Origin of the sequence: Sinorhizobium sojae CCBAU 05684 (assembly GCF_002288525.1) — a bacterium.
Lineage (GTDB): Bacteria > Pseudomonadota > Alphaproteobacteria > Rhizobiales > Rhizobiaceae > Sinorhizobium > Sinorhizobium sojae.
The window spans coordinates 412,623-427,980 of record NZ_CP023068.1; the positions used below are offsets into that span (position 1 = coordinate 412,623).

General features: G+C 62.0%; 10 protein-coding genes. 1 reads left to right on the forward strand and 9 read right to left on the reverse strand.

The genetic code is table 11. The features are described 5' to 3' along the window. Nucleotides 1–39 precede the first annotated feature (39 nt). Nucleotides 40–726 carry a response regulator gene (locus tag SJ05684_RS19605; RefSeq protein ID WP_095694323.1) on the reverse strand — a complete coding sequence of 229 codons (687 nt, stop codon included), beginning with the start codon at nt 724–726 and terminating at the stop codon, nt 40–42. Nucleotides 727–869: 143 nt separating this feature from the next. Further along, on the reverse strand, nt 870–4,094 hold the full coding sequence (locus tag SJ05684_RS19610; protein ID WP_083846121.1) for a sensor domain-containing protein: 3,225 nt from the start codon (nt 4,092–4,094) through the stop codon (nt 870–872). 379 nt (nt 4,095–4,473) lie between these two features. On the opposite strand from SJ05684_RS19610, the gene SJ05684_RS19615 reads away from it, so the two are divergent. Next, nucleotides 4,474–6,603, forward strand: a complete 2,130-nt coding sequence (locus SJ05684_RS19615; protein WP_034854443.1) for a TonB-dependent receptor — start codon at nt 4,474–4,476, stop codon at nt 6,601–6,603. A gap of 258 nt (nt 6,604–6,861) precedes the next feature. Here SJ05684_RS19615 and SJ05684_RS19620 read toward each other — a convergent pair whose 3' ends face one another. From SJ05684_RS19620 to SJ05684_RS19650, 7 genes are all read right to left on the reverse strand, one after another. Continuing rightward, nucleotides 6,862–7,980, reverse strand: a complete 1,119-nt coding sequence (locus SJ05684_RS19620; protein ID WP_374188705.1) for an ABC transporter substrate-binding protein — start codon at nt 7,978–7,980, stop codon at nt 6,862–6,864. 63 nt (nt 7,981–8,043) lie between these two features. Beyond that, the gene (locus tag SJ05684_RS19625; RefSeq protein ID WP_034854442.1) at nt 8,044–9,258 is read right to left on the reverse strand and encodes an MFS transporter; all 1,215 of its coding nucleotides are present in this window, start codon (nt 9,256–9,258) and stop codon (nt 8,044–8,046) included. Beyond that, nucleotides 9,255–11,141, reverse strand: coding sequence for an IucA/IucC family protein (locus SJ05684_RS19630; RefSeq protein ID WP_095694324.1), 1,887 nt, complete (start codon nt 11,139–11,141; stop codon nt 9,255–9,257). The genes SJ05684_RS19625 and SJ05684_RS19630 overlap by 4 nt, the downstream gene beginning before the upstream one ends. Beyond that, the gene (locus tag SJ05684_RS19635) at nt 11,141–12,280 is read right to left on the reverse strand and encodes an NAD/NADP octopine/nopaline dehydrogenase family protein (RefSeq protein WP_034854470.1); all 1,140 of its coding nucleotides are present in this window, start codon (nt 12,278–12,280) and stop codon (nt 11,141–11,143) included. The genes SJ05684_RS19630 and SJ05684_RS19635 overlap by 1 nt, the downstream gene beginning before the upstream one ends. Next, nucleotides 12,277–13,287 (reverse strand): cysteine synthase family protein, encoded by a 1,011-nt coding sequence (locus tag SJ05684_RS19640; RefSeq protein WP_034854440.1) that lies wholly within the window; start codon nt 13,285–13,287, stop codon nt 12,277–12,279. The genes SJ05684_RS19635 and SJ05684_RS19640 overlap by 4 nt, the downstream gene beginning before the upstream one ends. Next, entirely contained in the window at nt 13,288–14,664 is a 1,377-nt protein-coding gene (locus SJ05684_RS19645) for a Y4yA family PLP-dependent enzyme (protein ID WP_034854439.1), read from the reverse strand. Beyond that, nucleotides 14,664–15,092 (reverse strand): ParB N-terminal domain-containing protein, encoded by a 429-nt coding sequence (locus SJ05684_RS19650; protein WP_034854438.1) that lies wholly within the window; start codon nt 15,090–15,092, stop codon nt 14,664–14,666. Before SJ05684_RS19650 ends, SJ05684_RS19645 begins: the two co-directional genes overlap by 1 nt. Nucleotides 15,093–15,358 lie beyond the last annotated feature (266 nt).

Genomic DNA, 15,358 nt, shown 5'->3' on the forward strand with positions numbered 1-15,358 from the left:
TTCAGGCTATTCGACCGGATGGTCGGAAACGGTCTAGGCCTATCGTCGCTCTACCACCGGCAGCAGCCGGGCACCGGCCGCGGCCGCCTCCTGGCGGTTTCTTACCCGTAGGCTGCGAAAGAGGGCCGCCATGTGGATTTTCACCGTGCCTTCGCCCAGGCGAAGCTTGCGGGCGATCTCCTTGTTCGACAGCCCATCGACGAGCAGGAAGAGAACCTCTCTTTGCCGCGGCGTCAGGAATTCCATTGCCCGCTTTTGAGGGGTCTCCATCGGAGCGGTGCTCGGAGCCGCAGGCTCCGGCTTTGCCGGGCCGGTTGGTTGACCGGCAAGCGAAGGAGGGACATAGATCGCGCCATTAAGGATAACGCGCAGCGCAGCGGCGAGCTCCTGGGCGCCAAGGCTTTTCGGCACGTAGCCGTGAATACCGGCCCCCAGCGCAGTCAGAATGTCGCTTCGGCGCGAGGAGGCCGAAACGACCGCCACCTTGATGTCCGGGCGAACCTCGCGCACCGCTCCCAGGCTAGCGGCGCTCTCCATTCCGGGCATGGTGAGGTCGAAGAGGGCGACGGAACAGTCGTCCCGATCGGCAAGCCGTTCGATCGCCTCGTCGAGAGAGCCGGTCTCCACGACCTCGGCAAAGCCGAGCTGATTCTTCAGGATCGCGGAGAGGGCTATTCTGAAGAACTCGTCGTCATCTGCGATGAGTGCGATGCCATGCGGGCTCATCGATGCTCTCCCCCGGGGTCGGGCAATCCGCCGCAATAGCGGCAGGCGGTCGGTCCTGCGACAAAAGCGATGCGGTGCAGTGCAACTAAGGGACGTCCCATCGGGTCAACTCCTCATCCGAATGGCTTGCCGCCGCCGAAGACCTATGGCGGCGGCGATTGCCGGATCAATTCCATGATTTCCGATGCCGGAAGCGGCAGCGCAAACAGATAGCCCTGGGCCTCGTCGAACCCTTCCGAGTTGACGATGTTGAGCTGGTCCTCGGTCTCGATCCCTTCGACCGTGGTGGTGATTCCGAGGCTGTGGCCCAGCCCGGCAACCGCCTTGACGATCGCAAGCGACTCCTTACCCCGCGGCAGATCGTGGATGAAGGACCGGTCGACCTTGATCTTGTCGAAGGGGAAGCTGCGTAGATAGCCGAGCGACGAATAACCGGTGCCGAAATCGTCCATGGCGATCTTGACGCCAAGCTTGCGCAGTTCCTGAAGAAGCTCGAGATTGTGCTCGCTCTCGTCGAGCAGCACGCTTTCGGTAATCTCGATCTGCAGGCGAGCGGGATCGATGCCTGAGGACGTGATCGCCGTCGCGACCGCCCCGACGAGCCTCTTGCTCCTGAATTGAATGGGCGAAAGATTGACGGCGATGCCGACATCCGCCGGCCAGCCGGCGGCATCGCGGCAGGCCTGCTGCAGGGTCCATTCCCCGATGGGCACGATAAGCCCCGTCTCTTCCGCGATGGGAATGAAAAGGTCCGGCGGCACCATGCCGCGCTCCGGGCTGTGCCAGCGCAGCAGAGCCTCGCAGCAGCTGACCTTCTTCGAGTGCAGGCTGATCAGCGGTTGATAATGGAGCTCCAGTTCGCCGCGGCTCAGCGCCTCACGCAGGGCGAGCTTCATTTGCTGGTGGGCCTGCAATTGCGCACCCATGGTCGCCTCGAACTGCCGATAGGTGCCGCGCCCGGCTGCCTTGGCGCTGTAGAGGGCAATGTCGGCGGCTTTTATAAGCTCGTCGGCCGTCGTCCCGTGCTCCGGTGTCGTGGCGATGCCGACGCTTGCACCTATTGCAACGTTGATGTTCTCGATCGTGAAGGGCTCGCTCAGCACCTCGATCACACGCTCCGCAAGGATCGATGGCGCGTCGGCTTTTGGCGACAGGGGACGGATGATGGCGAATTCATCGCCGCCCAGTCTTGCGACCGTATCGCTTTCCGCAACTATCTGGGCGAGCCGCGTGGACACCTGACGCAACAGCGCATCGCCGGCGGGGTGGCCGAGCGTGTCGTTGACCAGCTTGAACCCGTCGAGGTCCAGGCAGAGAACCGCTATACTTCTCTTGCCGCGGCCGGGATCGAGCGCCCTGTCGAAGCACTCGCGGAAGGACAGGCGATTGGGCAGCCCGGTCAGCATGTCGTGCCTGGCCATGTGGGCGATCTGCTTGTGCGCCAGCAAGCGGTCTTCCTCCGTACGCCGCCGTTCGGTGATGTCGCGGAAGAAGACAGAGAGGCCGTCCTGGGTCGGCGAGGCGTTGACCTCGAGCCAGATGTCGAGCGACGGTAGATAGTTCTCGAAGGCGGCAGGCTTGCGCAGCTTCATGACCTTTCGGCAGTTCTTCGCGAACACGCCCATTCGCTCGCGCGGAAAAAGCCGCCACAGAGGCAGGTCCAATGCGCTGGCGTCGAGTCTAAGCAGGCGCTTGGCTTTCTCGTTGAGATAGCGCAGCCGCCACAGCTTATCGACGAAGATGACGCTATCCATCGTGCTTTCGAGCACCGCCGCCAGCCGATTCGCGGCGGCCTCGGCGGCGTCGCGGGCGTCCTGCAGGTCAGTGCTTGCCCGTTTCGCATCGGTGATGTCCCGCCAGATGGAGAGGATACGGAACGGTTCGCCTTGGGCGTTGAGCACCGGCGCGGCGTTGACGTCCATGAAACGCTCTCTTCCCTGGGCATCGCGAACGGTTATTTCGAATCGCGCGCTTTGCCCTCGCCGCACCGTCTCGAAGCCAGCCTGCACCTTTGGCGCGTCCTCCGGCAAGCCGATCGAGCGCCACATCTGATCTTCGATGCCGGCGTCCTCGGAAATGCCGAAGAGTTCGCGCCCCGCCCTGTTCATCATCAGCGGCCGGCCGTCGAGGTCGAGCACGCGCACGCAATCGACGCTGCTGTCGAAGATACTCTTGATGAAGGCCTCGGACTCCTGCTGCGCGATCTCGGCGGCGCGCCTCTCGCTGATGTCGAGGGCGGAGCCCACATAGCCAAGAAAGCGTCCGTCGGGGGAAAAGCGCGGCTGCCCCACATCGAGGATCCAGGCCCAGCTGCCGTCAGCGCGCCTCAGGCGATACTCGGTCCGCACCGGCTCGCGCGTGGCGCCGGCACTGAAGAATGCCGTCTGTACCGCTTGTCTGTCTTCCGGGTGTATTACGTCGACCCAGCCGAACCCTAAGGCCTCTTCTTCACTTTGGCCGGTGGTCTGCAGCCATAGACGACTGAAGAAGCTGGTGTGACCGGTCTTGTCCGCCACCCAGATCATCACCGGTGCATTGTCGGCGATCGCCCGGAAGCGCGCCTCGCTTTCCTTGAGTGCATCCGTCGCGCGACGCCGATCGTCGACGTCCTCGAGAATGCCGTACCAGCGAATGATGCTCCCCGCCGCGTCGCGCCGGGCAGCGGCCCGTGCACGGAACCAGCGGTAGTCGCCGGTTGCCATCTGTACGCGGTACTCCACGTCGAGCGGCTCGCCGGTGGAGAGGGCGTGCTGCCAATGCCGGTCAACTGTGCCGGCGTCCTCGGGGCAAAGCGCCTTCATCCAGCCGTCGCCGAGCGTTTCGTCTTCGGGAATTCCGGTCAGTTCAGCCCAACGCGGCCCGACCTCCAGGACGTTGCCATCCCGATCGGCCGCCCAGGGGATCTGCGGATGAAGATCGATGACCGCGCGGTAGTGCTCTTCCTTTGCGCGCAACACCTGTTGCGTGTTGCGCAGTTCGCTGACATCGGAAAGGGAGGTGACCAGGAACGTCTCGCTGTGTCCCGCGGGGGCTCGTAGCACAAGGCGCCGCTTGGTCATCAGGAGCACACTTTCCCGACCATCGGACGATACGAATTCTTCCTCACAGCTGCGCTCTCTGCCCGTGGCAAGAACGGCTTGATCCAGCGCCCGCAGGCGGTCGGCTCGTTCCCTCGGCCAGATGTCGCGATCACTGCACCCGATGAGTTCGTCCCTCGGCCGGCCGAGCAAGGCGCAGGCGCCAAGATTTGCGAACTGGATTCTCAAGGCGCTGTCTTTGACCACCAGAGGCGACGGGATTCCATCCAGCACCTGTGCGAGGGCGGTTGAGGAACCTTCCTGTCTCTGACCGGCCAAAAGAACGTTCATTGTTCGCCTCTGATCCACGGGCTGACCTCACGTAGACCGGCCCCGGGGCCGGAAGTCTCTCCTCTGGACCGACCAAGGCATGTCGCACTCCCTGTGTCGGCACGCATCAGCCTTTGCATGCAGTGAAGCGTGCATAGACCAGAAATTGTATTCTATTTTCCTCCGCCGTAAACAACGAACAGCAGTATCGTTCTGTTCCGCGCACCCAGAGGGCGAAATTTTGCCTAAACCGACACGAGCGTGACGACCCGTCTGCAAGGCAGTCGCGAATATCTTGACAATTCTAGTCATGTTATTTAACACGCCTCGAACCAATGACATCCGCTCCTCTCCGGGGCCGAACAGATGTTCTTGGTCAATCGGTTACAGGGGGATGTTAATGGAACCGCGTGTTGGACTGCTGGCTGTTCTGCTGGCGACCGTAAGCCAAGCCGCATTGGCGCAGGATGCAACGGTGTTGGAGCGTCTCGAGGTCAAGGCGGGCACGTCGACTGCAACGATAGGCACTGAACCGGAAGTCTATCCGGGGGGGCAGGTGGCACGCGGCGGTCGTGTGGGCCTGCTCGGAAACCGCGACTTCATGGATACGCCGTTCAGCATCACGAGTTACACGGCAGAGGCGATCGAGAACCAGAATGCGACAACCGTGGCCGACGTGCTCGCCAACGACCCCTCGGTGAGAAGCACGCACGCTCCCGGCGGTATGCTGGACTCGTTTTACATTCGTGGTTTTCCGCTGAATGAAGGGAATTTCGGCGAAGTCGCCTTCGACGGTGTCTTCGGGGTCGCTCCGACTTACCGCCTCTTTACGGATTACATCGAACGGGTCGAGATACTCAAGGGACCGACAGCGCTCCTATACGGCATCTCGCCGAATAACAGCGTCGGTGGCACCATCAACATCGTGCCCAAGCGCGCGTCCGACGTCGACCTGACCCGTGTCACGACCGATTACGCTTCCGATCTTTACGGAGGTGGCCATGTCGACGTCAGCCGCCGGTTCGGCGATGAGCGCCAATTCGGCATTCGATTCAACGGCAGTTATCACGGCGGCGACACGGCAATCGACAACCAGTCACTGGATGTAGCGGTCGGGGCACTAGCGCTCGACTATGAGGGCGAAGACTTCAGGGCAACGCTGGACGTAATCGGGCAGCGGCAAGACATTGATGCTCCGCTTCGCCCGTTCTTCCCCGTTGGCAGCTTTGAAATTCCCGACGCGCCTGACGGTCGGTCCAATGTCCAGGAGCCGTGGGAATGGGCGAGGACGGACGACCTGTCGTGGCTCGGTCGCGTCGAATACGACGTGAACGACGCCGTCACCGTGTTTGCCGCCGTGGGTGGTGGCAATTCGCGTGTCGAGCGACTCTTCGGTACGCCACTGCTTCTTAACTCCGCAGGCGACGTCAGCGTCACGCCGCAAAACTTCATTTTCGATGTCGACCGGCTGACGGCCGAGACGGGTGTACGCGCCGAGTTCGAGACGGCCGCTATCGATCACGCGGTCACATTCCAGGTCAGCGGTCTGCAGCAGCGTCTCGCTCGCGGCTCAAATTCAGGTACCGCGCAGTTGACCAATATCTTCGATCCGCTTCCCCGCCCCGAGCAGGACGTGCCGCAGCCGACACATGTGCCAAGACTATCGGAAAACGTCTTCTACGGTTTCGCGCTTTCAGACACCATGTCGATGCTGGACGAACGCGTGCAACTGACTTTGGGCGGACGCTGGCAGCACATCGACACTGAAAATTACAACACCACAACCGGTGCGGTTTCCTCGTCTTCCGATGAGAGTGCATTGACGCCGCTCGCGGGCATCGTCGTGAAGCCGTGGGAGAATGTCGCCTTCTACGCCAACTATGTCGAGGGCCTGAGCGTCGGCGACACCGCACCAGCTGGAGCCGTCAATGAAGGCGAAACGCTTTCGCCCTACCGGTCGAGGCAGTACGAGATCGGCACCAAGATCGATCTCGGGCGCGCGGCGGTGACCGTCAGCGCGTTCCAGATCGAAAAGCCCTTCGGCGTGCTCCGTAGCGGCGTCTTCGTGGAAGGCGGCGAGCAGCGCAACCGCGGCGTGGAGTTGAGCGTGTTCGGTGAAGTGACCCCCGCGATCCGAGTGCTCGGCGGCGTCACCTTCATTCACGGCGAGATCACAGAAACAAGTGTCGACACAGAACGCGGCAATACCCCGATCGGCGTTCCCTCGCTGCAGGTCAATCTGGGGGCGGAGTGGGATACGCCCTTCTTGCCCGGCCTGACGCTCACCGGCAATGTCATTCACACGGACGAGCAATTCGTCAACACGGCAAACACCCAGGAAATCCCCTCCTGGACGCGACTTGACCTCGGCGCCCGCTATCTGACCGAGATCCACGAGAGGCCGGTCACCTTCCGGGCTGACGTCGAGAACGTGTTTGACCTCGACTACTGGTCCGGCGTTGCGAGCTTCGGCACGCTGTCGCAGGGTGCGCCGCTCACAGTCAAGGTCTCCATGACGACCGACTTCTGATGGTGAGGTGAGTGTCGGCGCCCAAGCGACGACCCGTCTCGGTGATGTTCATGAAAGCGCCGGCCAGAGGCCGGCGCTTTCTGCCGTTTGGCGGTAGGCTCAAGCTCACCACCAGGATCGCAACCAGGAGCGAAGCAGAAATGCAAAGGCGAGGCTCTCGATTTGAGAGCCTCGCCCGCTGAAGATTTTTAAATCCGGTTGTTGAACTTTCTCCAATCCGGACTGAGCTCGGCTGGCCGGTTCGCTCCTCGATGGCAGTCAATCCGCACTGCCGGAAAGGCTCACCGCATAGCCGGGCCGGTAGGGGATCGGCAGGAAACGGCGGTGATACTCGGCAAATGTCGCGTCCGGATCGAGATCGGCAAAAAGTTCCGGATGGAACCATTTCGCCATTTGCTGGACGGCAAAGAACTCGTAGGGGCTGTTGTAGAACTGGTGCCATATGCCGTGGAAGTTCCGCGTCTTTTGGGCCGCGATGTCGGTGTAGGCGCTGCGGGTGGTGAACCATTCGAGCTTTTGGCGGGTGACCTTTGGATCGGCGCCGGGTCCGAGCGGGATCCAATGTCCACCAGGCACATAGGCCTCCCAGTCGGCGCTGGTGACGACGACATGTTCGGGATTGGCGGCGATCACCTGTTCGGGATTGAGCTGTCCGAAAGTCGAGGGAAGAATGTCGCTGCCGATGTTGTGGCCACCGGCAAGCTCGACATATTTGCCGAAGTTTTCCGCGCCGAAGGAAAGGCAGCAATCATCGGCGTAGCCGCCGATCCGCTCTATGAACACCCTCGGGGGCTCCGGTTGCGCCTCGGCGATAACGTTGGTGACGCGGGCCATTGCCTCGCTACGGAACGCGATGATCTCTTCCGCGCGCGCCTCGCGCCCCATGATCTTGCCGAGCAGGCGAATGGTCGGTTCGGTGTTCTTCAGCGGATAGTGGCGGAAGTCGATGTAGAGAACCGGAATGTTCAGCTCAGCCAGCTTCTCGATATATTTGGTATCCTCATTGGCACGCATGGCCTCGAGATTGAGCAGGACCACGTCGGGCTTCTGGACGATGGTCGATTCGATGTCGATCAGGCCGTTCTCCTTGCCCGCGAAGGCCGGAAGCTCAGCCAATTTGGGATAGGCCCCGAGATATTGCTGATAGGTGGCCGGGTCCGCCTCGATCAGGTCGTTGCGCCAGGCGACGACGCGAGCCAGTGGATTGTCCGGCTCGAGCGAAGCAATGAGGTAGAGTTGCCGGCCCTCGCCAAGAAGAATGCGCTTGACGGGCGCGCTGACGCTCACTTGTCGGCCGGCAATGTCGGTGATGGTGATCGGTGCTTGCGGGGGTGCGGACTGTTCGCCTGCGAAGACCCTGACCGGGCCTAGCATCATCAAGACAAGAGCTGTCAACATGGCGCGCGCCAGCAGACAATGTTTCGACACGATATTTCTCCTTTACCGAAGTGATTGGCGCGACTTGAGCCACAGGCCGAGCGCCACGAAAAACGACAGGCCATAGAGACCCGAGACGAGGGGAAAGGCTGCTTTGAGCCCGAATTGTTGCGTGGCGGCGACCCCTGCAATGATGCCGACCACGGATGCACCCTGCTGGCAGGTCTGCGCCACCCCCAGGACGGAGCCCTGCTTTTCGCTTCGCGTTGCTGCCGAAACGAGCGAAAGGAGCACGGGTGTTGTTCCACCGAGGAGAGCGCCCCAGGCGAAATAGAGCCCTGCGAAGAGCCCTATGTCGCGCGTCGAGCCAGCCAGCCCGGTAACGATGCAGCATCCGCCGGCGTTCACCATGCTCCATCCGAGCACAAAGGACGGCGCTCGCCCTGCGAAGCTCCGTGCCCACACCGGTGCTGCGACCACAAAGCCGAGCGCAAGAAGGCCATAGCTCAAGCCGGTGATCCAATGCTGGGCGCCGTAAACCTCCGACATATAGAGGGAAAAGGGCACCTGCAGCACCATTCTGCTTGCAAGCAGTAGCCCCATTAGCCCGAGGAGCCCCGGGACGGGCACGCCGGTGGACGTCGTGTGTGATATCCCTGGCGCCTGCTCCGCTTCCGTGAGACCTCTTCCTTCCATAGGAGAGGGCAGGCTCGCCCAGGCGACGGCGGCACAGAACGCGCAGATCAAACCGGCGGTGAAGTTGACGGCCGCGAAAGGCAAGGCGTCGAGAATGAGCCCGCCGAGGAAGGCGCCCGCGAGCGAGCCGACATTCGTCGCCACCTGCAGCCAGGCGAAGAGGCGTGCGCGATCGCGCCCGCCGGTTACCTGCACGCCATAGGCCTGGGCCGGCGCGATGTAGCCGGCGCAGGCACCCTGCAGGAACCGCAGCGCCAGGATGGTCCAGACGTCCCCGGCAAAAGCGACGAGCAGTTGCGTCACCGCCAGGCCAGTCAGCGCCCGCACCATCATGAGGCGATTGCCATATCGGTCGCCCATCCGCCCCCAAAAGGCGCTCGTCAGGGACACGCCAAGCATGGGGCAGACATAGACTCCGATTCCCGCAAGGCCGAAAATGCTATCGGAGGCGCTCAGCGCCTTGATCTGGATCGGCCAGAAGGGACCGCTCATCTCCATGGCGCCCATGGAGATGAATTGAAGTGCGAATAGAAGCGCGAAGACGGGTCCGAAGCCGCGCAGGGCCGCGACTGTACTTGTCATTCTGCACTCGCCAGCGGATTGGGCAATTGGTGCTCGACCCGGTAGTTGCGATAGCGTTCGAGATGCATCCGCAGAACCGACCGTGTCGGCCAGGGCCGTTCGAGGAAGGCCTGGCGTTCCTCGAGCCAGAACGCATCCGAGAGCATGCGCGGCCGCAACGTCTCGAACGCCTCTTCCGTCTCTTCCCCGAGGATGCGCCAAAGGCTGTCACCTGCCAGCGAATACTGCTCGGTCAGGCAAAGGGCGATCTCGTGAAGATGGCAGACAAAGCACGCATCGATGACGAAGGAACGCACCAAGCTGATATTATCGTCGAATGTGGTCGGCAGGATGCCTTTTCGACTGAACGGCTTCAACTCGTAGCCGCGTTCCTTGAAGAGCGGTGCAAAACTGCGGCCGTCACCGAAATCGCGCATCAGCAGCTTCCGTGGCAGCCCGCGATCATCGAAAAGGATCGTGCTGTTTTGCTGATGCGCCTCGAACGCGATGCCGTAGAGGAGATACATGGCCAAAGTCGGTCGAACCACGGTGCGGGCATAGAGCCGGTAGAATGCAGCGACCGCCGCTTCGCTTTCGTCGCCGTTTCTTCCGATGAGTTCGCAGATCAGTGGCCGTCCGTCGACAGGGCCAGCGGCCAGGAGCGCGGCGACGGTTACCGGCAGCAGGCCGTCTCTGCGGGCAAGAGCATCGGAGCTGCGATAGACCACCGACAGAAAGCGGCCGGGATGTTCGTCACCGGTGTCGGGATGATGCAGAATCGCGCCCAACTCCTCAGTGAATACCTCCAGCCCGCTTTTGAGGTCATCCTCCTTCGACAGCATGTCGGAAATCAACGTGCTGAGGCGTGGCCCCATGTGGATTGACTTGGCTTGCAGCGTCCGCTGCTCGCTTGTCAACCAGATCGCGACCGGCAGCTTGATGAATGGTCTGGGCTCCCGCGTTTCCGGCAGCATCGTGCGGAAGGACATTGACGGCAGTGTTTCGATTTCCGGGCCTTCCGGATCGAAAACGTCAGCTTCGATCTCGGGCGTGAATTCCCGACGGACGAAGTTCTCCAGATGCCAGGCGTGAACGGGCAGAGGCAGCCAGTCGGCAGGCGATTTGCCGCGCTCTTGCAGGGCCTCCGCCCAATCACGCCAGAGGTCCGGGAATTTTTCGGCGAACCATTCCGAATAGCCACCGACATGCGGCATCTTCTCAACATAGGCCCAGTCGCTGCGCAGCGCGGCGATCCGCAGGCGTACACGAGCGTGGAATTCCGGCGACAATGCAGCGACAGCGTCCGGCGCCAGGCCTGGCTTGGCCTTCCATGTCGGATAGAACGGATGCCCCTCGAGTGCCCCCCATTGGTCGAGCGTCATGGCAACCAGATGCGGCGGCAGGGTGCCTTCAAGATAGCCAAGGAAATCGGCTGCGCCTGCTTTATCGATCTGCTCACGTAGTTCGGCGCTCCAGCGTTCCCGATGATGCCGTGCGAGAACGTCGTTGCGCATGCTGTTGTCCACGTCGCGGACGAGTTGGCCCAGTCCGTCGGGCGCAGGAGTAACCGCGAGAGACGGCGCAACCTCCCGTATCAGAGCGGCGGGGTCCTCGATCCGGTGGCGGGCACCGGTCGCGTCCAGAACTTCGATTTGCCCGCGGTTCTGCAGGGTTCCGGCGGGCGCCCGCCGAAGATCGGAAAAATGCAGCACGCGTCGCGTCTGCCAAAGCGGCAGCCAGGCCTGGCGACCGTCGCGAGCCCATAGCAGGGCATCCGGATCCAAGAGGCGTTCCGCGAAGAGGCAACGGATCAGACGGTAGATCGCGTTTTCTGCTGCCTTCGCCAAAAGCTCCGCATTATCTCGCGAGATTTGTGCCGTTGCGGTAGAAATCTTCTCATCCATCATGCGGCCTCCGGCCAGTCTGAGGGTACATAGTCGGGTGCTCCGGCGGCCAAGCCGCCATGATAGTCGCGCGCCCACCGATAGGTCTTGGCAATGGCCGGTACGGCCACACCAAGCCGTTCCGCCATGGCGACGAGCAGCGCCTGTCCGAAAGCTATGTCCTCATGGAAGGCGCGACTTTCGCGATCGATGACCAATCCCGGGCCATGCGGGTTGGCAACGAGGGGTGCGCGGATGTCCGCATAGGCGCGATTTGTGCGCAGAAGCGTATACATGGTGCGGGCGTCCACGATCTGGTCGCCGTAGGCCTCTATCAATTCCTGCTGAAGTGGCTTCACGGAGCTTAGATCGACCCCGAGACGCGCCTCGCTTGCACGGCGGATCGCCTGGTTTTCTGCATCGCAAGCTTCCAGGAGCTCGGCGGCCGCCTGCGGGCAATCGCTCCACCAGCACAGGTGTTCGTCGAATGGCCTGTTCTCCCACGGTGCGCCTGGGCCGATGAGCGCGTAAAGGACGGCGGGATGCATCAGCGCATTGCCCGGCGTCAGTGTAATTTCGAGGTAGTCCCGTAGCAGGGTGACGGGCGCCTCATAGAGGCGATTCAACATTGCCGCGAGTGCGGCGCCGCTTGCCGCGCTTTCGCGGCGATGAAGGGCGACGAAGAGCTCCGCCTTGGCCCCGCCCATGCGCACGCGCTGGCCCGAGATCAGGTCGAAGGCGATGTGGGGCACATCCTTCATGCCCCAGATCACGACATTCTCGCGCTCTGAGAGAGCTTTTGCCGCGAGCCAATCGAAGCCGCAAAAGCCGGGGATCGCTCCAACAAAGATCCATTTATCCCGCGGCAGATGCGGCGCTATTTGATCCAGGAGCCCCGCTCTCGCCTGGGCGGGCTGCGTAACGACGACAATGTCGGCACCCTCGAGCGCCTTGGCCGGATCGGTTCCGACATGATCGGGTCGACCGCTGAACATGCGACCGTCTCGAGTCTCCGCCTGCCAGACGCCATCGCCGACCTCCCATCGCACGGCTAGCATGGTGGAGTTGGTCAGGACAGATACCTCGACGCTCGCAACCTGCTTGAACAGCACCGCATTCAGGTGCCCGGTACGGCCTGCGCCACAAATGGTCACCTTCATGCCGCGCATGCCCTTGCGGCGAGCCAGCCGTCCAGTTGGGCGGCAATAGCTGGGTCGAACAGGCGGCGCTTCGCCATCCATTCGTCGTCGAATATCGTGCCCAGATACTTCTCTCCGCCGTCAGCAACCGTCGTCACGACCGTGCCGGTCAGCTTGCCAGCGGCGATGAATTCCAGCGCTTTGTAGATGGCGCCACCCGTCGAACCGCCGACCAGCAGCCCCTTGCGCCGGGCGAAGTAACGCGCCGTCTCGAAGGCTTGGGTATCCGTCACCTGGACACCCTCGTCGATGCAGCCGTAATCCAGAACTTTGCCCACTTCGTCTCCTGCCGGCGTACCGGTGCCCGATTGGTAGTAGGGATGCCCCGGCTTGCCGAAGACGATCGATCCGGCCGGCTCGACCGCGATCGTGCGCACAGCGGGGTTGTGGCGCTTGAGCCGCTGAGAGATCCCGGTCATGGAGCCGCCTGTCCCGACGCAGCCTACGAACGCATCGATTCCGGCCGGGAGTTGCGCCAGCAGCTCGTCGACGAGGCCGGCATAGCCCTCCGGATTTGCGGGATTATCGGATTGATTCATGAACAACGCGCCTGGAAGCTGGGCGCCTAGCTGCGCGGCTAGTCTTTGTCTTTCGACGACCGCAACCTCGTCCTCGCGGAAATCGCCTTCGACGTAGCGGATCTCGGCGCCGAGCGCCCGCATCATACGAATCTTGTCGGGCGCCGCATGGTGATCCACCACTGCGATGAAGCGCAGTCCAAATTCCAGTGCTGCCAGCGCCAGGCCTGTTCCGGTGTTTCCAGAGGATGATTCGACGATTGTGCCGCCCGGAGCGAGGCGCCCGTCTTGAAGCGCGGCGACTACCATGCTGCGTGCCATACGGTCCTTCATCGAGCCACCCGGATTGTTCTTCTCGATCTTCAACACCAGGGTGGCGTCGCGGTTCGGTATGTCGATCGACATGACCGGCGTCTGTCCGATCAATTGCGTTACAATCGTGTGCAGCATCTAAACCTCCTCAACGGTGTCGGGAACGAGATAAGGCTGCCCTTCCGCGTCCTCTGTGATGCGGAGGCGGGCGGGCATCGGGTGACGGTGGAATTCGTTTTCGAGAAGATCCATCTGGTAGCCGCCGGTATTCGCGAACACCAGCAGATCACCGACTTCCGGCGCGACGGGGAAGTCCAGCCACCTGTTGCTGAGCACGTCCTCGTCGAGGCAGCTGTGTCCGGCGACATAAGCGCGGACGGGCGGTGTCGCAGAGAGCGGCGGCCTAGCTGCCGGCACGTGAATCGGATCGATCAGGAACTCGGAGGCAAACCAGGTTTCGCAGGCGCTGAAGCTGCTGCCCTCGACGAAAATGACATGCGTGTCGGGACCGAGCGCCTTTATGCGCGAGATCTTGAAGACAGTTATGGCTGTCTGGTCCGCCAGCGCGCGACCCGGCTCCATTGCCAGGGAAAGCCCCTCACGCGTGAGATAGTCGGCGACGGTTCGGCCTTGGTGCATCTCTGCCTTTAGAAACGAATGCAGCCAGTCTGAAGCCGAAAGAGTTCCGCCATAGGGATAGAAGGACTCCGGAACTTTGCCGGTGCGGTAGTCATCTGACGTCTGCGCGGCGAGGTGGTTCCGGTAGGAGACCGGATCGACGTACTGGACGGGCAGGCCGCCGCCTATATCGATCATGCGCGGAGTAAATCCCATGCGCCGAGCTTCGGTGATGAGGTCGGCAGCCTCGCTCAATGCTGCGGCGCGGTTTTCCCAACGGTAGCCACTGAGATGGAAATGCACGCCCTCGAGACGCAACCGGCTTTCGCCGAGAAGCCGGGCAAGGCATTGAACGATGGCGTCAGCCGGCATGCCGAAGCGGCTTTTGCTCTGGTCGCTCGGTCGCAGGCGCAAGAGGATTGGCTGCGGGCCGGCCTTTGCCGGCAGAACATTGATGAGATCCTCCAGCTCTTCCGGAGAATCAACCGATATCAACGCGCCGGAGTCGACCAGCTCCTTGTGGAACACACTTGTCTTAGCCGGCCCTGTCGCCACCAGCCTTGCACCATCGGCCCCAAGGCGCGTCGCGTCGCGAAGTTCATACAGGCTGGAAACGTCAATCCCAGCGCCTGTTTTGAGCGCCGCTCGCATCAGGCCAGGGGACTTGTTGACTTTCGCCCCGTAATAGATGGCATGCTGAACGCCGCTCTCCGTCAGCGCGCCTTGAAGGGCCGCAAAGTTGTCCTCAAGTGCTTCCGGCCAGATGAGGTTTAGCGGCGAACCGTAGCGGGCAGCCCAGCCGAGAAGAAGAGAACCGTGCCGGGCGAGAAGGTTCGCGGTCGCCGACCGCAGAACCGGTGGCAGCCCATGGCCGGCTTTCTGGCAATGAAGCGTCATCACAACGCTCCTGCGTAAAGGGCTGGCGCCCTGCCGGTCGGAACGGGACCGTACAAGAGTCCAAGCGGCACATCGCATGTAGGCAGGCCATTTTGGAAAATGTGCCGGGTCGTCTTGTAGGGAAACTTGCGGCCGCTGCGCGCCATATCGAAGATGTCGGCCGGCGTGACCCTTTCTCCAGCACGCCAGCTCTCTACGTGCACCGTTTCGTAGTCGAGAAGGACGACCGGCACAGCTTTGAGCCCGAGGCGATGCGCGACCGTCAACCGGTGATGGCCGTCCATCACGAACAAGGCATCCTTCTCTGCCGTAATTGGCGCGGTCCAGGAGCCCTCTTGCAGGATTTGGGTCTGCAGTGCATCGACGCTGTCGAGATTCACCTCTTCTGTCGGAATCAAACGTGCTGGGGAGAGAAGGCAAAATTCCATGCTGTCAGGCCCTCGCGCTTGCTCTTTTGCATCGCAAAAATTTATCTTGAGTAAATGACTCAAGATTGAACTGCTATAGCCAGCGAAGATTGTGGCGTCAATAGCGTTCGCAATGACCGATTGCTTCGAGTGCTCAGGAAGAGAGGGTGGGCTGCCGCTCTTTTGCCCGTTAGCTATATGGCTGTCTCAGTGGAGTGCCGGCCAGCATCAGGCCGCTCACAAGGCCAGTTCCTTCGCAAGCGAAATAGGAGCGCGCTGCCGTCCGG